This is a genomic window from Moraxella tarda (assembly GCF_035181405.1).
Lineage (GTDB): Bacteria > Pseudomonadota > Gammaproteobacteria > Pseudomonadales > Moraxellaceae > Moraxella.
Genome location: NZ_JAYGGV010000003.1, coordinates 223,011 through 244,305, shown reverse-complemented (window position 1 = coordinate 244,305; position 21,295 = coordinate 223,011). Strand labels below are relative to the sequence as shown.

17 protein-coding genes are annotated in these 21,295 nt (G+C 42.6%); 8 read left to right on the top strand and 9 right to left on the bottom strand.

Translation table 11 applies throughout. The features are described 5' to 3' along the window. The first annotated feature begins 269 nt into the window (after nucleotides 1–269). Both ettA and U9670_RS05500 read left to right on the top strand, forming a co-directional pair. Nucleotides 270–1,931, top strand: a complete 1,662-nt coding sequence (gene ettA, locus U9670_RS05505) for an energy-dependent translational throttle protein EttA (RefSeq protein WP_323841082.1) — start codon at nucleotides 270–272, stop codon at nucleotides 1,929–1,931. Nucleotides 1,932–1,991: 60 nt separating this feature from the next. Beyond that, nucleotides 1,992–3,116: a hypothetical protein gene (locus U9670_RS05500; RefSeq protein WP_323841083.1), complete on the top strand. Its 1,125-nt coding sequence runs from the start codon at nucleotides 1,992–1,994 to the stop codon at nucleotides 3,114–3,116. Between the two features lie 259 nt (nucleotides 3,117–3,375). Here the strand turns inward: U9670_RS05500 and U9670_RS05495 are convergent, their stop codons facing one another. Genes U9670_RS05495 through U9670_RS05485 form a run of 3 tightly spaced genes read right to left on the bottom strand, consistent with a single transcriptional unit; the run spans nucleotide 3,376 to nucleotide 4,878 of the window. Next, nucleotides 3,376–3,627 (bottom strand): hypothetical protein, encoded by a 252-nt coding sequence (locus tag U9670_RS05495; protein WP_323841084.1) that lies wholly within the window; start codon nucleotides 3,625–3,627, stop codon nucleotides 3,376–3,378. A gap of 8 nt (nucleotides 3,628–3,635) precedes the next feature. Then, the gene (locus tag U9670_RS05490) at nucleotides 3,636–3,929 is read right to left on the bottom strand and encodes a hypothetical protein (protein WP_323841085.1); all 294 of its coding nucleotides are present in this window, start codon (nucleotides 3,927–3,929) and stop codon (nucleotides 3,636–3,638) included. Further along, nucleotides 3,910–4,878, bottom strand: coding sequence for a mechanosensitive ion channel (locus U9670_RS05485; protein WP_323841086.1), 969 nt, complete (start codon nucleotides 4,876–4,878; stop codon nucleotides 3,910–3,912). The genes U9670_RS05490 and U9670_RS05485 overlap by 20 nt, the downstream gene beginning before the upstream one ends. Nucleotides 4,879–5,169: 291 nt before the next feature. On the opposite strand from U9670_RS05485, the gene bamJ reads away from it, so the two are divergent. After that, nucleotides 5,170–5,952, top strand: a complete 783-nt coding sequence (bamJ, locus tag U9670_RS05480) for a BamJ family beta-barrel-assembly machinery protein (protein WP_323841087.1) — start codon at nucleotides 5,170–5,172, stop codon at nucleotides 5,950–5,952. Between the two features lie 82 nt (nucleotides 5,953–6,034). Here bamJ and argA read toward each other — a convergent pair whose 3' ends face one another. Then, nucleotides 6,035–7,345, bottom strand: a complete 1,311-nt coding sequence (gene argA, locus U9670_RS05475) for an amino-acid N-acetyltransferase (RefSeq protein ID WP_323841088.1) — start codon at nucleotides 7,343–7,345, stop codon at nucleotides 6,035–6,037. A gap of 214 nt (nucleotides 7,346–7,559) precedes the next feature. Between argA and U9670_RS05470 the strand changes: the two genes are divergently transcribed. The 5 genes from U9670_RS05470 (at nucleotide 7,560) to U9670_RS05450 (ending at nucleotide 15,424) form a co-directional block, all read left to right on the top strand. After that, nucleotides 7,560–8,129 carry a hydrolase gene (locus tag U9670_RS05470; RefSeq protein WP_323841089.1) on the top strand — a complete coding sequence of 190 codons (570 nt, stop codon included), beginning with the start codon at nucleotides 7,560–7,562 and terminating at the stop codon, nucleotides 8,127–8,129. Nucleotides 8,130–8,318: 189 nt separating this feature from the next. Then, nucleotides 8,319–10,424 carry an ATP-dependent DNA helicase RecG gene (gene recG, locus U9670_RS05465; protein WP_323841090.1) on the top strand — a complete coding sequence of 702 codons (2,106 nt, stop codon included), beginning with the start codon at nucleotides 8,319–8,321 and terminating at the stop codon, nucleotides 10,422–10,424. A 111-nt stretch (nucleotides 10,425–10,535) separates the two neighbouring features. Continuing rightward, nucleotides 10,536–11,066 carry a GNAT family N-acetyltransferase gene (locus U9670_RS05460; RefSeq protein WP_323841091.1) on the top strand — a complete coding sequence of 177 codons (531 nt, stop codon included), beginning with the start codon at nucleotides 10,536–10,538 and terminating at the stop codon, nucleotides 11,064–11,066. A gap of 60 nt (nucleotides 11,067–11,126) precedes the next feature. Next, complete coding sequence (locus U9670_RS05455) at nucleotides 11,127–12,368, top strand: efflux RND transporter periplasmic adaptor subunit (protein WP_323841092.1); 1,242 nt, start codon at nucleotides 11,127–11,129, stop codon at nucleotides 12,366–12,368. A gap of 2 nt (nucleotides 12,369–12,370) precedes the next feature. Continuing rightward, nucleotides 12,371–15,424: an efflux RND transporter permease subunit gene (locus U9670_RS05450; protein ID WP_323841093.1), complete on the top strand. Its 3,054-nt coding sequence runs from the start codon at nucleotides 12,371–12,373 to the stop codon at nucleotides 15,422–15,424. A gap of 140 nt (nucleotides 15,425–15,564) precedes the next feature. On the opposite strand, the gene coaE is transcribed toward U9670_RS05450, so the two are convergent. The 5 genes from coaE to U9670_RS05425 form a co-directional block, all read right to left on the bottom strand. After that, on the bottom strand, nucleotides 15,565–16,200 hold the full coding sequence (gene coaE, locus U9670_RS05445; protein ID WP_323841094.1) for a dephospho-CoA kinase: 636 nt from the start codon (nucleotides 16,198–16,200) through the stop codon (nucleotides 15,565–15,567). A 19-nt stretch (nucleotides 16,201–16,219) separates the two neighbouring features. After that, on the bottom strand, nucleotides 16,220–17,143 hold the full coding sequence (locus U9670_RS05440; RefSeq protein ID WP_323841095.1) for a prepilin peptidase: 924 nt from the start codon (nucleotides 17,141–17,143) through the stop codon (nucleotides 16,220–16,222). Beyond that, complete coding sequence (locus tag U9670_RS05435; protein WP_323841096.1) at nucleotides 17,140–18,393, bottom strand: type II secretion system F family protein; 1,254 nt, start codon at nucleotides 18,391–18,393, stop codon at nucleotides 17,140–17,142. Before U9670_RS05435 ends, U9670_RS05440 begins: the two co-directional genes overlap by 4 nt. Continuing rightward, on the bottom strand, nucleotides 18,386–20,059 hold the full coding sequence (gene pilB / locus U9670_RS05430; protein WP_323841097.1) for a type IV-A pilus assembly ATPase PilB: 1,674 nt from the start codon (nucleotides 20,057–20,059) through the stop codon (nucleotides 18,386–18,388). The genes U9670_RS05435 and pilB overlap by 8 nt, the downstream gene beginning before the upstream one ends. Before the next feature lie 331 nt (nucleotides 20,060–20,390). Continuing rightward, nucleotides 20,391–20,954, bottom strand: coding sequence for a phosphatase PAP2 family protein (locus U9670_RS05425; RefSeq protein WP_323841098.1), 564 nt, complete (start codon nucleotides 20,952–20,954; stop codon nucleotides 20,391–20,393). Nucleotides 20,955–21,295: the final 341 nt, after the last annotated feature.

Genomic DNA, 21,295 nt, shown 5'->3' with positions numbered 1-21,295 from the left:
AAATTTTAAAATATTGAAAGTAAGCTGACATAAACAATCCTTAGACCCCACACTATATCTCCTAAGCACTTTAAACTGATTAGGTAATATGCCATCACAAAAACTGAAAATTGTGAGAAAATGGTTTGGGTTTTGAGCTTAACTTGGTTTAGACCCAAAGTTTTAATAAAATTTAAAAACCTTGCCCTAAAGACCAAATAATGCGATAATATTAAGTTAAACCCTTGTTTTTATTTTTTAATTTTTCTTTTTAAATCAAAAGGATAGCTATGGCTCAATACATCTACACGATGAACAAAGTCTCCAAAATCATACCGCCCAAGCGTGAGATTTTAAAGGACATTTCATTGTCATTTTTCCCTGGTGCCAAAATTGGCGTTTTGGGGCTAAACGGTGCAGGCAAATCCACCTTGCTACGCATTATGGCAGGCGTGGACACCGAATACAATGGCGAGGCACGCCCCCAAGCTGGCATCAAAATTGGCTATTTGCCCCAAGAACCCCAGCTTGACCCCAATAAAGATGTGCGTGGCAATGTGGAGGACGGCGTGCGTGAAGCTCTGGACGCGCTTGACCGCCTAAACCAAATCTATGCCGAATATGCCGAGCCTGATGCCGATTTTGACAAATTGGCGACAGAGCAAGGCAAAATGGAGGACATTATTCAGGCGTGGGACGCCCATAATCTAAACACCCAATTAGAAAAAGCGGCGGACGCCCTACGCCTGCCACCGTGGGACGCTGATGTTTCCAAGCTGTCTGGCGGTGAAAAACGCCGTGTGGCATTGTGCCGACTGCTTTTGTCTAAGCCTGATATGCTCCTACTTGACGAGCCGACCAACCATTTGGACGCCGAAAGTGTGGCGTGGCTTGAAAGATTTTTAAAAGATTATTCAGGCACGATTGTGGCGATTACCCACGACCGCTACTTTTTGGACAATGTGGCAGAGTGGATTTTGGAGCTGGACCGTGGCTATGGCTATCCGTATGAGGGCAACTATACCGAATGGCTAGAACAAAAAAATAAACGCCTAGAACAAGAGCAAAAGCAAGAAGAAGCCTTTGCCAAAGCCTTAAAGCAAGAGCTTGAATGGGTGCGTAAAAACCAAAAAGGTCAACAAGCCAAATCCAAATCTCGCCTAGAACGCTTTGAAGAAATGAACTCTCGTGAGTTTCAACAGCGTAACGAAACGGCAGAGATTTATATCCCACCAGGACCAAGACTTGGCAACAAAGTCATTGAAGTTAAAAATATCTCCAAATCCTTTGACGGTCGTGTATTGTATGAGAACCTATCCTTTACCGTACCGCCAATGGCGATTGTGGGCATTGTTGGTCCAAATGGGGCGGGCAAAACCACGCTGTTTAATATGATAACAGGCAAAGACACACCTGACACAGGTACAGTAGAAGTTGGCGAGAGCGTCAAAGTCGCCTATGTGGGGCAGGTGCGTGATAATCTGGACGACAAAAAAACCGTGTGGGAGGAAGTGTCAGACGGCTTGGATATGATTACCGTGGGCGAGTACACCACGCCAAGCCGTGCGTATATCGGACGCTTTAACTTTAAAGGTCAAGACCAACAAAAACTGGTCGGCAATTTGTCAGGTGGTGAACGCAATCGCTTGCAACTCGCCAAAACCCTAAAACAAGGTGCCAATGTCATCTTGCTAGATGAACCGTCCAATGACCTTGATGTGGAAACCTTGCGAGCGTTGGAAGATGCGGTGCAAGTGTTCCCAGGGACAGTGATGGTTGTCTCGCACGACCGCTGGTTTTTGGATAGAATTTGTACGCATATTTTGTCGTTTGAAAATGAAGAGCCTGAATTTTTTGACGGCAACTATTCAGAATATGAAAAATGGCGTAAAGACAGACTCGGTGCAGACGCCACCCCCAAAAGAGTGAAGTATAAGAAGATTGGGGGTTAAAAACCACAAAAACAACGAATGGTTAATTGGCTATTCGTTGTTTTTTAATAGTTAAGTCAAATGAATATTAAAAATATTTTTAAAGCAATACTGATATCTTATGATAAATGGATTTTTATCATAGCAATGCTGTTTGGTGTTATTACCAGTTATACTTACTTAAAATTTATTGATAAACTATCTTTGTTTAGCGATATTGTTAATAATTTTTCAATTCTTGTGGCGATTTCTGTCGTTTACTGTATTCTTGCTTTCTTGATTGGCATTTGTTTTATTTTTCCTTTATTGATTTCTTTTTTGATAAAGTCTTTTTACAATAATCATCAGCTAAGCATTAAGTTCTTGATTTTACAAGTTGTATTTTTAATAGTTGGATTTTTGCCTTATTTTTTAATACCATTTTTTAGTTTAAATTTATATTATTTATGGTTTTTACTTGGCTCTGCTATTTTGATTTTTTTATGCAATATCATTACTATAAAAAATCCTGATCATAAAAATAGTCATAGCATGGACATGATTATTTTAATATTTGCAATAACCATATTTCAGCATTACCCTATAATTCTTAGTATTTATCCCATATCAGACTTTTCAAATAAAAGCCTTGACGAATGGGTTTTATTTTTACTTATTCCTAGTATAAATATCTTAATGTATTTAATATCTTTTGTGGTTATTGCTGTTAGTCCAAAAACAAATGTTAAGATTAAAAATATATTCTTGATTATGTTTGGTGTATTCTCTGCTTCCTATTTTTTACTATTTTCTATTAAAGGCAATGCACCTTATCAGTCTTTATATGCTGTTCGTTTTATAGAAAAAACCAAAAACGCATCTTGGTATCTTATTCATAATGGCAATACCAATTCTAATACAGTAAACGGACTAAACCAAACGGACATTATACAAGCAAAAGAGATTTTTAATGCAAAAGATTGCACTGGTTTGAATGGAGAATTTAAAACAAAATGTGAAAATGACAACCAACAAATCTTTAACCAAAGACAAAACGCTCTATACGGCTATATGGCGTGGAATTTGGGCAACACCAAAGTATTTTGCCCTGTGTCGGTGGATTTTTTTAAAGCCGATAATCAAGACAAAAGAAATGAAATGTCCAAAAAATGCCTAGTCATTGACGGCAAATATTTACAGCTTATCAGCGAACATTATTTAAATTAACCAACGGAGCGATAAACGATATCTTTAACCAGCTCAAAACTCTAGCGACGATAATTTGTACACAATATTTTAATTTTAATCAATAAAGATTTTATAAAATTATCGTCAAAATGATGCATTTTATTATATCCAAAAGGCTTAAAGGACGATCAAGATGTTAATTTTGCCCAAAATCTTGTTATCAAACTCAGTGGGGCAAAAACCATAAAGCAATAAAAAACGACATTCTTCGATGTCGTTTTTGCTTTGTCATTTTGAATTAAAGAGGCACATCTTTATCTTGTGTGTCTTTTGGCAAAATGACTTTATGGTTAGCTTCGCTTTCTGCCTTGTCTTGGATACGCCTTAAAAGGCGAGCAGCTGCTTCACGACCACCCAAACCAAAGGATAGGGCGAATGCCACAGCGACTGAGCCTAGGGTTAGACCAAAGGCAAGGTTTACGATACTATCTGCGATGCCCATTGCTTTTAGACCCATTGCCAGCACCAAGCCCATGATCAGCACACGCACGATATTGGCTAAAATTGACTGCCTTGTTCAGAGCGTGCCACTGCCCCTGCGATGATGTTTGTCAACCAAAAACCGATGGTCAAGATGATTGCACCTAAGATAATTTGGCCACCAAAGGCGACAAACAAAGCAATGATGTTGCTGATGTGATTAAAGCCCAACAAATCTGCGGCCGCAATGCTTGCAAATAGCATGGCAAAGAACACAATGGCACACCCAACCAAATCAGAGAATTTTTTCTCACCAAGAACGCTTTGAAGACCAAGTTTGGTGGGCAGTGTGTCAATTTGGGTGTTTGCCAAAATACCCCTTGATGATGTTGGCAAGCATACGCACCACATAATAAGTAATCACTAAGATTGCTACTGCTGTCAATATATTTGGCAACTGTTCTAGGACTTTATTTAACATATTTGTTGCTGGGCGAGATATGGCATAAACTTTTAGGGCATCTAATGCGGCAATGGTGAATGGCACGATGACCAGCATGAATGACAAAGAACCTGCAATAGATGGCAGGCTGTTTTGTTTGCTAATACCAGCTTTGCTGGCCAGTGCTTGGATATTAAAACTTAAAACCAGATTTGTTACAATACCACGAACCACTTTGGCAACGATATAACCAACAAAGAATACCAAACCTGCCATCAAAGCGTTTGGAATAAAATTAAAAGCTTTATCAATCATATGAGTCAGTGGTGCAAATAGACCATCTAGTCCCAATCGACCCAGCACAATGGTCAATACCATAAGAAGAATGAACCAATATATGATGTCGGCAATTGTACCGCTCATTGGTTTTATGCCAGCGTCTTGGCAAAGTTTTTCATCAAGCGTGGTTTTGGCTAGGGCGGTATTTGGTGCATTGCGAGTGATGTTTGCAACAATCCAGTCAATCACGCCAATAGCAACAACAGCAAGTAGATTGGGTAAGAATAACAAGACTTGGTTAACCATATTGGCAAATGGAGCGGAGATTGAGTTTAGGTTGAGTTGGTTGAGTGCCGCAGAAATGCTAATGATGAGCACAAACCAAAAGACGATTTTGCCAATCATGTTGTTCAGGTCGTAATGATGGCCTGTTGATTGACTGATGCGTTCGTTCAGGCTGAGCGTGGCCAAGCCTTTTTTGGTTAATGATGCCAAGCTTAGGGCGATTATCCAACCTAAAATAAAGATTAAAGTTGCACCAATGACAGAACCGATAGGACCTTGTAGGTATTGGTTAAAGATGGCGAAGTTCATATTCATATGGTGTTCCATAAATATACTCCGAAGCTAAGATTTTTTTTTGGTATGATTTGTTGTGATAAGGTTGAATTCATCAATCAAATCAGTTACAATCGTGCAAATTGTAACACCTCAAACAGCCAAAATTTTGCTGTGGATAAGCTTTCATAACAATATTAACAATTACTATACATTGTGAGCTAAAATTCGTGGTTTTGGGGCGTATTTTTTGGTATGATGTACCGTTATGGGTATTTGCTCATTGGCTTAAAAATTTTCAACCAATTTTTATCATACAATATTGAGAATATTATGAAAAAACAAACTTTACTTGCTGCTAGTATCATGGCAATGTTAGCATTGGCAGGCTGTAACAAAGATGCTGATGCAACCACAACCAAAGTTGCTAAAAAATCTACCGTAGTTACCGAACAAAGCACCGAAACTCAGAAAATCAGCTATATCATCGGTTATCAGCAAGGCGAAAACTTAAAGAACACTGCCATGCAGATGAGTGAAGAGCTTGATATGGATATCTTCACTAAGGCTGTAAAAGACGCTTATACTGGTAAAGAAAGTGCTTTGACTGATGAGCAGATTGAGGCGGTTGGTAAGGCCTTTGAAGAGCGAAAAATTAAAGAAGCTGAAGAAAAAGCCACCAAAAACAAAACAGATGGCGAACAATTTTTGGCTGAAAATGCCAAAAAAGCAGGTGTACAGACCACCGCATCTGGTTTGCAATATAAAGTTATTAAAGAAGGTACTGGCAAACAACCAAAAGTAACAGATGTTGTAACCGTGCATTATGAGGGAAAACTCATTGATGGCAAGGTATTTGATTCATCGTATGAGCGTGGGATTCCTGCCCAGTTTAAGCTAAATGAAGTGATTAAAGGTTGGACTGAGGGCTTGCAATTGATGAAAGAAGGTGGCAAGTATGAACTGTATGTACCAAGTGAGCTTGCCTATGGTGATGCGGGCAATCCTGTGATTGAGCCAAACAGCGTACTTATCTTCACAGTAGAGCTCTTAAATGAAGCTGCCGTTAAAGATGCACTAAAAAAAGCACAATCAGCCACCGAGACTAAGAAGTAATCACAAGCTAGATATTGCTTTTTTATTTTCACAAAAAACTCTTGATTTGCAAGGGTTTTTTGTGTTTGTATGACTTTTTGGTTTAAATATTTTTGATAAAAATCTTTGAATTTCTGCCATTATGATAACGGACTTGTCGTTCTGCTGGCAGATTTTTAACATCAGTTTCAACAAAGCCGTGTTCAATAAACCAATGGCTGGTGTGTGTGGTTAAGGCGAACAGCTGACTAAATCCTGCTGATTTGGCCTGAGTTTCAACAAATTTTAACAAATCATTGCCACGACTGCCTCCACGATAATTGGGGTGAATGGCGATGCTGGCAATCTCTGCACTGACCTCATTTAATGGATAAAGTGCAGCACAACCAATCACCATGCCGTCTCGCTCAATGATGGTGTAGCATTCAATGTCTGATTCTAAGCGTTCTTGTGGTCGTTTGATAAGAATGCCAGCCTCTTCTAGGGGTTTTAATAACGCCAGTAGGCCCACTACATCGCTTAGTGTGGCAGGGCGAATGTTGTCATAAGGCGTGTGCGTTATCATCGTGCCAAGCCCATCGTGTGTAAACAGCTCTTCAATGAGTGCGCCATCTTTATCAAAAGGTAAAATCTGAGTGCGTTCAACCGCATCGCTCACATTGATGGCACATTGTAAAAATCGTGCCATTTCATCGGGTAGATTGTTGCTATCTAGTAGCATTTGTGCTTGTTTGGTGGTCAGCTCTCGAATGATTTTACCGTTTAGTCGGACAGCATCTTCACCAAGAAAAATGAGCTTATCTGCTCGTAAAGCAATGGCAGCGTGCATAGCAACCTCTTCAGCAGACAAGTTGAATATCTCACCTGTTACCGAAAAGCCAATCGGACTTAAAATGACGATGTGGTTGTGTTGTAAGTTGTGATGAATGGCGGTGCTGTCTACACTGCGTACCTCACCTGTCATTTGATGATCTATGCCTTCACGCACGCCATAAGGGCGAGCGGTGATGAAGTTGCCTGATACTGCATCGATGCGTGCACCAAACATGGGTGAATTGGCAAGCCCCATGGACAGCTGAGCTTCAATATGTAGGCGAATTGCCCCTACGGCTGATAATATGTGTGGCATGGCATTAGGAGGTGTGATACGCAAATGCCCTGTTATGTTGCTAGATAGACCAGCAAGATTTAGGGAATTTTCAATCTGTGGGCGTGCCCCATGCACCAGCACCAGATGAATGCCCAAACTATGTAGCAATGCAAAATCATGAATCAGATGCTCAAAGTTTGCGTGAGCGACCGCATCGCCACCAAACATGATGACAAAGGTCTTGCCACGATGGGTATTGATGTAGGGGGCAGAATGGCGAAACCATTGGATTGGGTTTTGTTTGTCTTGGCTGTGGTTGTTCATGGCATGAGCTGTTGATTAAATCCTATTATGATAGTCAGCTTTTTGGCGAATGCAAGCATTTTTTTTGACAAAACCACAGGTTCTGGTGTTGGTTGTGTTTACCAGATGGTAAAATGGTAATTTGGTGGCAGATGATGTGAGCATTAAAAATACCTTGACCAAGTCGGTAAATTCTAGTAGAGTTAAAAAATATTGGTCCATCAAGGAGAAGGCCGTGCCTGCCACTACCATTACACGCACTTATCGTATCCATACAGAAGACACACAAGCATTGCTGATTGATATGCAGGATAAATTTGTGCCACACATTCATGAAATGGAAAAAATCACAAACAAGGCACGCATTTTGATTGCAGGGCTTAATGCACTAGATGTACCACTGACAGTTAATGAGCAGTATCCAAAGGGCTTGGGGCATACGATTGCTGAGCTATCAGCTGTATTTGGCGATGTGAATGTTTTTGAAAAGTCGGCATTTAGTTCGGTAGATGATGAATCAACTTGGCGACATCTTGCCATGCAAAATCGCCATCATGTCTTGCTATTTGGCATAGAAACCCATGTTTGTGTGCAACAAACTGCACTTGATTTGCTTGATAACGGCATGCAACCTGTCATCATTAGTGATGCGACCAGTTCACGAGACCCTTATGACCGAAAGATTGCCCTGAGTCGTATGCGTCGAGCAGGTGCGGTAGTAACAACCACTGAGGCAATTTTGTTTGAGTTGTTGCGTTCTAGCAAGCACCCTGATTTTAAGGTGATCAGTCATTTGGTGAAGTAAAAATTTGTTACATAAAATCTTAAAAACATCAAACCAAAAAACGCAACATCAGACGGTTGCGTTTTTTGGTTTAAATTTTTAGTTGAAGCCAAAATATTGAAAATGAACAGTTGTCTGACTTGTTTTAATTAAATGAACAGTAGTATTATATGCAACTGTATTATAAAGGTGCATAAAATAAGGTATGCCATGTCAAAATCATCAGCCATTCCAATCATTAATCTGCCCATGACGGCCTTGTCTGGGGTGGGTAATTCACTGGCGGAGCGACTGACAGAGCTTGGGATTTATCGTATTTTTGATATGCTTATGCACTTGCCACGAGATTATGAGGACCGCAGTCGCCTTGTGCCTATTGGCGATGTACAACATGGCATGAGCGTGCTTGTCAGTGGTGTGGTTACGCATATTGAGACCAATCGTACAGGCATGAGCGTGGCAATAGAAGATGATACTGGCGTGCTGATCTTAAGATTTTTTAAGATTTATGCTGGACTTAAAAATACGATGACACTTGGGGCAAACATCACAGCTTTTGGCGAGATAAAAATCAGCCGTTATGGTGTGCAAATGGCACACCCAGAGTATCATATTACAGGCACAAAAACCCTTGATGGTGGATTGTTACCCATTTACCCTGCAGTCAAAGGACTTCATCAAAATAAGATTCGACAGCTTGTGCGACTGGCAATCAATGCCGTTTCACATGAAACTTTGCATTGTTTGTCAATTGATGAATTGCAAAGCGTTGGTGTGTTTGATGTGCAGGCAGATTTATTGACTGCTTTAAAGCAGATTCATCTGCCTGATAAAGATGCGGATATTTTTGCTCAGACGACTTTGCTTGAAGGATTAAAAGACCGTACGCACCCAGCTTGTAGGCGAATCATCATCGAGGAGCTGGTGGCACATCAGTTGGCATTTCTTTATCGTCGTAATAATGTTTATCAGCACAAAGCCCCACGCTGTGAGTCGGTCAGCCTTTTGGTGGACAAGCTCATGGAAAATCTGCCATTTGAGCTGACAGATGCCCAAAGTCGTGTCATTGGCGAGGCTGTAGCGGACATGGCGACAAGCAAACCCATGTTGCGACTGATTCAAGGCGATGTCGGTGCGGGTAAAACATTGGTGGCAGCAATCACTGCTTGCTATGCACTTGATAGTGGTTGGCAGGTGGCAGTGATGGCACCGACGGAGATTTTAGCAGAACAGCATTTTATTAATTTTCAAAAATGGTTTGAGCCTTTGGGTGTGGGTGTGGGTTTTTTGGCAGGCAAACAGACCGCAAAAGAGCGGAATGTCATGCTTGATCAAATCATCAATAATGATGTACAGATTGTCGTAGGGACGCACGCACTTTTTCAAGATGGGGTGGCTTTTGCTAAATTGGGCTTGGTCATCATTGATGAGCAGCACCGTTTTGGTGTAGAACAAAGACTTCGCCTTGCCAATAAGGGTGTGGCGAATTCCACGCCACATCAGCTTGCCATGACAGCAACGCCCATTCCAAGAACACTTGCGATGAGTATGTATGGCGACATGGATGTGTCGGTGATTGATGAATTACCACCCAATCGCACTCCGATTACGACCGTAACCATCAGTCGAGACCGTCGTGATGAAGTGATTGAGCGAATACGAGTGAATTGTAAAGATAAAAAGCAGGCGTACTGGGTGTGTCCACTGGTTGAGGAGTCTAGCGTACTAGATGTGCAATCGGCGGAACTGCTGTATGAGGATTTGTGTGAACGACTGGATATTAACATTGGGCTGGTACATGGCAAGATGAAATCTGCCGATAAACAGGCGGTCATGAATGACTTTAAGTTGGGAAAAATTGACCTATTGGTTGCGACCACCGTCATTGAGGTGGGTGTGGATGTGCCCAATGCGTCTTTGATGGTCATTGAAAATGCTGAACGCTTGGGATTGTCCCAATTGCATCAGTTGCGTGGGCGAGTGGGGCGTGGTTGTGCCAAGTCTTTTTGTGTATTGCTGTATCAAATGCCACTATCACCCACAGGCATTGAACGGTTAAATGTGCTACGAGACAGCAACGATGGTTTTGTCATTGCTCAAAAAGACCTTGAACTTCGTGGAGCAGGTGAGTTACTTGGTAAGCGACAAACAGGCGATATGGGCTATTATTTGGCGGACATCGTGCGTGATGAAAGTCTGTTCATCGCTGCACAAAGCATTGCTCATCGGTTGATTGGTGATGTCAGTAGGCGGACACTTTCTCACCATATTGTCAATACTTGGCTGCCTGATGTTAAAGAATATGTAAATGCTTAGTAAGGTTGGCAATAATCTAGGCATCGTAGAAATATTAAGATTAAAAAAGAACAGGCACGCTTTTTGGTTAATGAATAAACTCAAACCAAAATACAATCAAAGGAGAAAGGTATGTTTTGTTACCCTGTTGATGACGACATCAGTCTGGCGTTGGTGCATGGACATGATGCCAAAGAGGTGGTACAGCTGGTTGGTCGCCAAAAGGACTATTTGGGTCAGTATTTGCCTTGGGTGAATGCCTGTGATGAGCAAAGCTATGAAGCTTTTGTAAAATTTGCTCTAAATAAATACGCTGAGGGCAAGGGGGTGGATACTTCTATCGTTCATCAGGGCAAGATTATTGGGGCGGTAAGTTTAAACAACATCTATCCATCACTCAAAAAGGCAGACATTGGCTATTGGCTTGACCAAGAGCATCAAGGTCGTGGTATCATGACCCGTGCGGTGCGTGGACTGATGGAGATGGCCAAAAATTATTATGGCGTGCAGGTGTTGGAAATTCGTGCCGCCGAGCATAATTTGCCCAGTCGCCGAGTGGCTGAACGATTGGGCTTTGACTTTTGTGGCATTCTTGCTAATAATGTATGCGTGAATGGTAAGATATTTAATCATGCGGTATATGTCTATCGCTTTGATGATTGATGACCTAATGCCTGCCAAACCACCTACCAACTGCCAATATAAAGATATTAGGGTAATAAGATGAATCAAGACAATCATATCAATCAAGACACACACAGCGATGAAAAAGCTGTCAAACTTTTACAATCTGGGCGTATGTCAGCGGTGATGATGGCAGTTTTGGCGATGGTGTTGCTTGCTGTGTTGTTGGCAGGCGTTGCCATTGGATTTAGTATCTCACGGGCCGATAGCGATGGTGTGGATAATACGACAGCAGAAAATCAGGTGAGCAAATCTGATAACAGCACCGCATCTGTTGCCATGATGGTTGAGGCGGTGTATCCAGCCATGACAGAAGTGGTACAAAGTATCACAGCAAATGGCAACATCGCTGCCAAGCACATCGCACAAGTCAGCGGACGCATCACAGGGGCGACCGTTGAACGGATATTGGTCGAGGTAGGTGATGTGGTGCGAGCAGGGCAAGTGCTGGCTGTGCTTGATGCATCATCTTTAAAAGACAACCACACCCAAGCGGTTGCTGAACTTGATAAAGCCATTGCTAGTGCTGAAAAAGCCCGTGCTGATCTTGCACGCACCGAACCATTACTTGAAATCGATGCCATCAGCAAGCAACAGGTTGATGCCTACCGCACCGCTCTTAAGCAAGCAAATGCAGCTGTCGTAGCGGCAAAGGCTAGGGTAAATAGCACCACCACCAGTCTAAACAATGCTAAGATTGTTGCTCCTGTTTCAGGCATTGTGAGCGAACGCCAAGCACAGGTGGGCGTATTAGTCAGTGGCAATCCGCTATTTACCATCATTAAAGATGGGGCACTACAATGGCAGGCGACACTCTCACCAGAGGACGCTACCAAAATTAGCATCGGACAGACTGCCATGATTGACACAGCAGGCACAGCCGTCATGGGTAAGGTTACGAGGATTTCACCCACTGCCAATCAAGGGCGTGAAATGACAGTGTATGTATCCTTACCACCTGATGCGCCGCTAAGCGAAGGTATGTATCAAACAGGTAGGCTTATTTTTGGTCAAAGCATTGCTCCTACTGTACCAAAATCTGCCATCATGACGATAGATGGCTATGACTATGTATGGACGCTGACTCCCAAGGTGAATGAAAAAGGATTGTACCAAGTGGTACGCACCAAGATAACGATTTTGTCTTATGAAGGTGATCGGGTGGCAACTGATTTATCGCCACAGATGTTGGTCGTGGCAAGAAGTGGTGCGTTTTTAAATGAGGGCGATGTGGTCACGCTGTCGCAAAGTCCAATCCAAAATCAGGCACAAGGGCAGTGATGATGAATTTTTCTGCATATTCTATTAAAAATCCTTTGGTTGCCATTTTGTTTTTTACCCTGATGACTTTACTTGGGGTATTTGGCTTTTACCATATGAAAGTTCAGCAGTTTCCTGACATTGATTTTCCTGGGGTGGTTACAACCATCACAATGTCAGGGGCAACCGCTGACCAACTGGAAAACGATATTGCCAAAAAAGTAGAAAATAAGCTGGTCAATATCGAGGGTGTTAAAAATATTCGCACCACCTTGCAGACAGGTGTGGTAACGGTCTTTGCTGAATTTGTGCTAGAAAAAGACACCGATGAGGCGGTAGATGATGTGCGTTCTGCGATGAGCGAGGTGCAAGGTAGCCTGCCTGTCGCTGCCGACCCACCCATCGTCTCAAAAGTCTCCACATCAGGTTTTCCTGTGGTTACTTATTCGGTTCGTGCTGAGCATATGAATGACAGTGAGCTGTCTTGGTTTGTTGATGATGCCTTGACCAAACGCCTATCCAATGTTCAGGGGGTGGGTAGTATGACTCGTATTGGCGGTGTGGAAAGACAAATACAAGTCAATCCAAAGCCTCATTTACTTGCCAGTCTGACGATGCCAATCAGTCAGCTTTCTGAGCAGATTTATGGCAGATGGCAAGACAGCACAGGCGGCGAATCTAAGATTGGTCAGCAAACTCAGACCATACGAGTGCTGGGTATGGGTGATGCTCTACAGAGCTTGCGTCAAATGCAAATTACCACTCCGCAAGGAGGGGTGGTTACCCTTGATGGTATTGCAGACATTAAAGACACCCACGCTGATATCAGTTCACTGGCAAAAATGAATGACCAATCTGTGGTGGCATTTAGCATTACTCGTTCAAAGGGGGCGGGCGAGGTAGCGGTTGTTAGGGCGATTGATGATGAAATCGCCAAAATCAATCAAGAATTAAGTGGTGTGCAGATTGAAAAAATCGTAGACTGGGCAAAACCCATTGAGGAGACTTATCATTCTACCCTAAAAATGCTTGTAGAAGGGTGTGTATTGGCAACTTTGGTGGTCTTTGTGTTTTTGAGGGATTGGCGAGCCACCTTTGTGGCAGCGATGGCATTGCCCTTGTCTATCATTCCCACCTTTTTTGTGATGTATGCGTTTGGGTTTAGTCTTAATATTATTTCTCTTTTGGCCTTAACTCTTGTGATTGGGGTGCTGGTGGACGATGCCATTGTTGAGATTGAAAACATTGTACGCCACTTAAATATGGGTAAATCACCGATGGCAGCTGCGATGGAAGCGGCCGATGAGATTGGGCTTGCGGTGGTAGCAACCACCTTTACCTTGATTGCTGTGTTTTTGCCAACCGCCTTTATGAATGGGGTGGTGGGACAGTTTTTTCGCCAGTTTGGTTGGACGGCAGCCATTTCTATTTTTATCTCTCTTTTGGTGGCAAGACTCATCACACCGATGATGGCGGCTTATATTTTAAAGCCAAGTAAATACACTGACAAACCGACGGGCAAGATGATGCAAGGTTATCTGTCGGTGGTTAAATGGACGCTGTCGCACAGATTGATCACGATGCTTTTGGCCTTGGGGTTTTTTGTGGGTTCGCTGATGCTTTCATCTAAGATACCCAGTACCTTTCTTCCACCTGATGAAGCAAACCAAACCCAAGTATCGGTTGAGCTAACCCCTGATGCCAACATAGAGGATACAATTCGCATTAGTGAGCTTGTTGTGAATAAAATTAGGGCGATAGATGGGGTGGATGAGGTATTATTGATGGTGGGCCAAGGACAAAAAGCAGGCGAGCCTAGTGGTCATCGTAGTGGCTCTGTCAATATTGCTACGCTTGAAGTTAAGTTGAGCGAGCGGGGCAGCCGCCCAAGCAAATCTCAAATAGAGGCCTCGATTAATGAAACCTTAAAGTCAGTACCATCAGCTCGCTTTAAGGTGGGTGTTGCTAAGGGTGCATCAGAAACAGGTTATGTATTTTCAGTAACTGGCAGTGAGAAGGTACTGCTAGAACAGACAGTGCGGGCAATTTTAGGTGAGCTTAGATCTTTGCCGCAAGTCGCCAATGTGGTCAGCGGTCAGGCATTGCCTCAGCCTGAGCTTACTGTTACGCCAAATAATCTGGCGATGGCAGATAAAGGGGTGAGCACCTTGGCACTTGCCAAGACCCTAAGAATAGCGACAGCGGGCGATTATGACCAAGCACTTCCCAAGCTTAATCTAGACACTCGTCAGTTGCCCATCGTCATTCGTCTTGATAATGATGATAAACGACAGCTGACTGACTTGATGAGCCTGTATGTGCCATCAACCAAAGGCGTGCCAGTGCAGGTCAAAGAAGTGGCAACCCTAAATTTTGGAGCGGACGAGTCCAGCATTACGCGTTTTCAAAGAGAGCGTTCTATCAAGATTACTGTTTATCCCAAAGATAGTGCAGTGGGAGAACTGATAGCAGCGGTAAAAAATACCAAAACCATCAGTAACCTGCCAAGTGGCGTTAATGTGATTGATGAAGGGCAGGCACAGAATATGGCCGAGTTGTTCACAGGTTTTATTGTGGCGATGGTGGTTGGGATTTTTTGTATTTTTGCGGTGTTGGTGCTTTTGTTCCATCGTATCCTACAACCCTTTACCATCTTGATGGCTTTACCCTTATCTATTGGCGGTGCGTTTTTGGGCTTGATTGCTACGGGCAGTAGTATGTCTATGTCTGCAATGATTGGGCTCATACTTTTGATGGGCATTGCCACCAAAAATTCCATCTTACTTGTCGATTATGCCATCATCGCTCAAGACAAACAGGGCATGAGTCGATTTGATGCCTTGATGGACGCTTGTAAAAAACGGGCCCAGCCTATCATCATGACCACGATTGCGATGGGGGTGGGAATGTTGCCATTGATCATCAATTTTAGTCATGCTGATATGACCTTTACCCGTCCGATGGCCTCAGCGGTATTGGGCGGACTGATCACTTCTACTTTGCTCAGTTTGGTAGTCATTCCTGTGGTGTATGCCTTGATGGATGATTTGAGCGTGTGGGTAAAAGGCAGGTTTTAGCGTCTTAAAATATTGGAGCATACAGCGATAATGTTTTATCTTTATTTTTAAGTGGCTAAAGAGTGTCATGTCTTATCTAAGTTGTTTTGCTTAATCATACCTCTTTTTGCCCGAAAATAAAGAAGTTTAGAGCAAAAATTTTATCTGTTGCTTAGCGACAGATAAAATTCATGCAATTTTTGTAGCTGTTTATACAGCTCATCAAGCGTGCCACTATTGTCCACCACATCATCGCTCACCACCAGCCTTTCGTTTCTGGTGGCTTGTTTGGCGATGATGGTTTTGATGTAGGCGGTAGGGTCGCTGTGCGTGGCTAGTTTGGTAGCGTCTCGCCCTAAGGCACGCTGTATCTGTACCGATTCTGGCACATCAACCAACAAAATACGGTCGCATAATTTGGCCAGACTTGGTGATTTATTCATGCCTTCAACGAGCAGTGGCACCGACAAGATGTGATATAGGCTGGTGCTACAAGCCAATTCGTCTTTAATGCGTGTTTGGATATGTGGGTGTATGATATTGTTTAATGTGTTGATGGCGTTGCGGTCTTTTAAAATATAATCACGCATGGCAGCACGATTGTATTTGCCGTCAATCACGATCCATTCACCAAAGGCATGTACCAACTCATCTAAAACAGGGCTATTCTTGGCGGTGATGGCATGAGCGATGACATCAGCATCAATGACATCAATGCCTTGATTGACGAACCAGTCGCTCACAGCACTTTTTCCGCTGCCAATACCGCCTGTCAGCCCGATGGTTAATTTTGCCATATCGTCTCCATTTGATGAATCATAACAATCCGCCCAAATACCATGCCAGTAGTGCTTCACCCCACAATAAAGCCACCAATCCGCCAAGGGCTAAGTATGGTCCAAAAGCAAAAGGTTGCTTGTATTTCTGAAAAAATACGCCAAATATTACGCCCAGCAATGCTCCAATAAACACAATCATTGGTAAAAATTCTACGCCAAGCCATGCACCTAGCACAGCAATGAGCTTAGCGTCTCCAAGCCCCATGCCGTCTTTTTTGACAATCAATCTGAACAGAATATTAATGAGCCAAAACGATACAAAGCCTGCAACCAGTCCCCACATGGCAAGAATTGGCGTGGTAAATATGCCGTGAATATTGGCAAGTAGACCAATCATACCAAGTGGTGCAAGCAGGCGGTCTGGCAACAATTGCACTTTTAGGTCAATCAAAGACAATGCTAATAAAAACCATGTCAAAATAAGGGCAAAAACCATCTGAATGCTTGACCCAAAATTTAATGCGACCAACAGTGATAACAAGGCGGTTAAAATCTCAACAATAAGATAGGTGGGGGATATTGCAGTACAACAACTTTTGCAACGACCCGACAACATTAAAAAGCTCACCACAGGAATGTTATGCCACCAGATGAGCTGGTGTTGGCAATGTGGGCAATGCGAGCGTGGCAATGACAGGCTAAGATGTTGATTATTTTGGTTGCACTGATAGCTTTTGCTGATTTGAGTTTTGATGGCGGGGCTAATGTTGGCATCTTGGCAGATGAATTCGCTGATTTGTGTTTGCCATTCATTCATCATAATAAGAGGTGTGCGATAAGCAACCACATTGATAAAGCTACCGACAATCAATCCGATGATACCGATGAGAGCAAAAAAAATGATTTGATGTTGTGCGGATAATTGTTCCATATTTTGTAAAAATGTCATCACATCTGTCATGGCGTACCTACCCCAATTTGAAAAATTGGCAAATACATTGCCAGTACAATTCCGCCAACAAGCACCCCTAATATGACAATGATGGTGGGTTCAATAAGGCTTGTCATGCCATCTATTTGTTCGCTAACCTCGTTGTCGTAATAATCAGCGACCTTTTCAAGCATTTGTGTGAGCTTGCCAGACTCTTCACCCACATCAATCATTTGTATTATCATGGGTAAAAATAGCGTGCTTTGAGACATGGCTTGGCTTAATCTTTGGCCGCCTTGTACCTTGTTGCTAATGCCTTGCAATGCCTGAATAAAATTAAGATGATTGGTTGATTGTGCAGATAGTTCTAATGCCGTTAGAAGTGGAATGCCTGCACCAAAAGTGGTGGCAAGCGTCCGACTAAAACGAGCAGCTGCACTTTTTTTGGTTAAAGTCTTAATGATGGGTAGTTTTAGACTGATGTTGTCAATGAAATTTTTGATTTTATTGGTTTTGATGTGCAAATATAATATGCTGATAATGACAATAAAAATTGCCAGTAATATCATCCAAATGTATGCCACCAAGCCATCGGAGAATGCCATAATCAAGCGAGTAGCTAAGGGCAACTCACCACCTAGGTCGGCAAAAGTTTTGGCAAAGATTGGCACGACTTTAACCAATAAAATCGCTGTTACAATGGTTGCAACGGTCAGTACAGCAATGGGGTATTGAAAAGATTTTTTGAGTTTGTTTTTGAGAATTTCTAGGTTTTCTTGGTGAGTGGCGATTCTATCTAGCATGACATCAAGTGAGCCTGAGCGTTCTCCTGCATCTATCAAAGAGATGGATAAACGATTAAAAGAGGTGTGCTTGGCAGCAGCAGAGGCAAAATTTGAGCCTGATTCAATGTCGGTTTTGATGGTTGAAATGATGCTTTTAAAAGCGATGTTCTTGCTGTTTTGTTCGGTAATGGTAAGAGCTTGTGTGAGTGGAACGCCTGCTGATAGCATGGTGGCAAGCTGACGAAAAAATAGTGTAATGTCAATGGATTTGATCGGCTTTTTCCATGATAAACCTGCACGCTTTTGGCGGATTGAGCTTGTGGTGATGCCTTGTTGTTGCAGTTTAATGCGAGCCATTTGGGCGGTGATTGCATCAATCTCACCCACAATTTTTTTGCCACGCAAGGTCAGACCTTTGTAGACAAAGGTTTTGTTGTTGGGTTTGGCAAGTTTGGCATTTGTACGAGTAGAGTGGGGCTTAATTGGCTTAACCATGGGTCAGGCGCTCCATCTCTTGTAGGCTTGTGATGCCTTGGATTGCCTTGTCTATGGCGGATTCTCGTAGTGTACAAAAGCCATGTTGTCTGGCGTAATTTAATAAGTCGTGTGTGGTTGTATCTGCCATGATGAGTGTGGCAAATTCTGGTGTGATGGGCAGTACTTCATAAATGCCAACTCGCCCCTTGTAGCCGTCTTTGCAGGCGTGGCAACCCACAGGCTCAAAGAGTGTGGCCCGAGCGATATGATCGGCACCAAAACCAAGCTGAACAAGGCTTTGAGGGGGGATTTGGATTGGTTTTTTGCAGTTATCGCATAAGCGGCGAGCCAGCCTTTGGGCGATGATTAGGTTGATTGAGCTTGCAATATTAAAAGTTGCAACGCCCATATTTTTTAGGCGAATGAGTGTATCAATCGCAGAATTGGTATGCAAAGTGGACAGCACCAAGTGTCCTGTCTGGGCGGCTTTAATGGCAATTTCTGCTGTCTCAATATCTCGAATCTCACCAACCATGATGACATCAGGGTCCTGACGCAAAAAAGCACGAAGCACATCGGCAAAATCTAACCCAATTTTTGGGTGGGTATTGACTTGGTTGATGCCATCAAGCTGGATTTCAACAGGGTCTTCTACCGTTTGAATATTGATGTTGGGCTGATTTAAAATATTAAGCCCAGTATAGAGCGAGACTGTCTTGCCAGAACCAGTCGGACCTGTGATGAGTATCATGCCTTGCGGTTTGGTAAGGGCGGTTAAAAATAGCTGTTTTTGTTCATCATTCATGCCAAGTGTGTCAATGCCAATCAGAGCTTGGGTAGAGTCTAATAGCCTTAGTACAATTTTCTCGCCAAAGAGCGTGGGGGTGGTGCTGACACGAAAATCTACTGATTTTGGATTATTCTTATAAGGCACGAACTTCATTCGCCCATCTTGTGGCTTTCGCCGTTCGGCAATGTCAAGGCGTGCCATGACTTTTAAGCGTGTGCTGATTTTGTTGCCAGAAGCCTTAGGTGGTGTTGCGATGGTTCGCATGACACCATCAATACGAAATCGCACACGATAATATTGCTCAAATGGTTCAAAATGAATATCAGATGCGTTTTGTTTAATTGCATCTGACAGAATCTGTTGTACAAATTTGACTGTTGGTGCATCCAGCTTAAGATCTGCCTCCTCAGCCATTGTATCCAAATCGTCGTCAAAACCATCGTCAAAACCGTGTGCTGTGCTTAAATTAAGACTTTGCATGGCATTGGACAGTTTAAGCTCATCAACCAAAACGGGCGTGGCGTGTAGCCCTGTGGCAAAAGCAATCTCACCAAGCATTTGTGCACGCGTTGGGTCGCTTGTTGCAATGAAAATCTGCCCATCTTTTTGTGCCAAAATCAGCACTTCATGGTGGATAAGTAAGGCAGGGTCAATTAAATGAGTTGGCAAATCCGCAAGGTTTATTTTATTTAAATCCACCAGCTTTTCACCCAAAATGTCCGCCAAAGTCTGGGCGATCACTTGTGATGACAGTTGGTTATTTTGCACTAAAAAGCGAGCAAGACTTACCTGAGAGTGCATGGCCTGCTCTTGGGCCCGACTCATTTCATCTTGGGTAAGTAGGTTTTTATCAACTAAAAATCGCCCAAGATTGGTAGAGAACGACGCATTCATAATCAAGGTTTTAATGAGATAGATGAGCCATCATACTATAATAGAATACGCCAAATCAAGAATACATGATTAAAAACACCCAAGTTTGGACTTGTGTTTTAGACTTGTTTTATTAAGTTTTGATTAAGTTTTATCAAAAAGATGGATTGCTGAATGAATATACCAGCACCAACTTTAACTGGCACTGGTATGTTTATTAAAAAATGCATGCTTTGACAAAAAGCAAGAAAGTTGGCCTTTCATATTTTAAAACTGTTAAAATTGACACCAAACACGAGTATGGCACAAAATCTTACCATATTATAAGTAGAATGCCGTCAGTTTTGTCGCACTACCAAACCGAGCTTACCGACACGCCCAAAGTTTTGTTTTCGTACCACGGCAACACTTGGGTGTCGCTCATTGGGTCGGTCAATAACAGCCCCGCTGCCACACCCACCGCACACCCCGCTACCACATCTCGTGGGTGATGTGCTTTGGCGTGTACCCGTGTCCAGCCCACATAACCTGCCACACCCATTGCAGGCAGACCTGCTTTCCAGCCATAACGCTGTCCAATAAAGGTCGCCCCAGCACAAGCACTGCTGGTATGTCCAGACGGAAAAGAGCGACTGCCACCATTGGGGCGTTTGCCAAGTGCGGTATTGTTAAATCCTGTTTTTAGTGCTTCGGTGGTAATGACAGTGGCAGCCATTGTTTTGCCAAGCTGTTTGGCACCTTGCATATCATCTTTATGATAAGCTACAACCAACCCTGTGGCAGGCAAAGCCAGCTGTAGCACATCGCCTGCAAAGCGGTGTGGGTCGCTTGTGTCCCACATGGCATGACTGAGCGTAGGTAAGCACAAGCAGACCGCCAGTACACCAGTTTTGTTAAAAAATTTAGACGACATCATTCTTATCCTAAAAATACAAAGACATTCAATTATAATCATTTTTACGACGGATATCAATGTCATATTCATCATGAAATTTGCGATAAATATGATAAGTAGATGAATGTAAATTCATGGCTTTTCTTATTTTTTAAAATTTTTTTAAAATGCCTTTGTTCAAAGTTCAAAAAATACTTTTATTTTAAAAATATTTAAAAAAGCCATGAGTATTTATTGGTATTTAGTTTGATTTTTGGTGTTATGATTGATAAAAAAACCATGATATTTTGAAAATTTTAGCAAAAATGCGTTATAATAATTCGTTTAAACGAGTTTTGAGTTGGTGAATGGTTTTGGCGAAT

Excerpts from the sequence above, each read along its gene's own strand:
- coaE (WP_323841094.1), bottom strand. The coding sequence starts at position 16,200 with ATGGCAAAATTAACCATCGGGCTGACAGGCGGTATTGGCAGCGGAAAA.
- U9670_RS05485 (WP_323841086.1), bottom strand. The coding sequence starts at position 4,878 with ATGAATATGAACTTCGCCATCTTTAACCAATACCTACAAGGTCCTATC.
- U9670_RS05460 (WP_323841091.1), top strand. The coding sequence starts at position 10,536 with ATGTTTTGTTACCCTGTTGATGACGACATCAGTCTGGCGTTGGTGCAT.
- U9670_RS05440 (WP_323841095.1), bottom strand. The coding sequence starts at position 17,143 with ATGACAGATGTGATGACATTTTTACAAAATATGGAACAATTATCCGCA.
- recG (WP_323841090.1), top strand. The coding sequence starts at position 8,319 with ATGTCAAAATCATCAGCCATTCCAATCATTAATCTGCCCATGACGGCC.
- U9670_RS05455 (WP_323841092.1), top strand. The coding sequence starts at position 11,127 with ATGAATCAAGACAATCATATCAATCAAGACACACACAGCGATGAAAAA.
- U9670_RS05450 (WP_323841093.1), top strand. The coding sequence starts at position 12,371 with ATGAATTTTTCTGCATATTCTATTAAAAATCCTTTGGTTGCCATTTTG.
- argA (WP_323841088.1), bottom strand. The coding sequence starts at position 7,345 with ATGAACAACCACAGCCAAGACAAACAAAACCCAATCCAATGGTTTCGC.
- ettA (WP_323841082.1), top strand. The coding sequence starts at position 270 with ATGGCTCAATACATCTACACGATGAACAAAGTCTCCAAAATCATACCG.
- U9670_RS05435 (WP_323841096.1), bottom strand. The coding sequence starts at position 18,393 with ATGGTTAAGCCAATTAAGCCCCACTCTACTCGTACAAATGCCAAACTT.
- U9670_RS05425 (WP_323841098.1), bottom strand. The coding sequence starts at position 20,954 with ATGATGTCGTCTAAATTTTTTAACAAAACTGGTGTACTGGCGGTCTGC.
- bamJ (WP_323841087.1), top strand. The coding sequence starts at position 5,170 with ATGAAAAAACAAACTTTACTTGCTGCTAGTATCATGGCAATGTTAGCA.
- U9670_RS05500 (WP_323841083.1), top strand. The coding sequence starts at position 1,992 with ATGAATATTAAAAATATTTTTAAAGCAATACTGATATCTTATGATAAA.
- pilB (WP_323841097.1), bottom strand. The coding sequence starts at position 20,059 with ATGAATGCGTCGTTCTCTACCAATCTTGGGCGATTTTTAGTTGATAAA.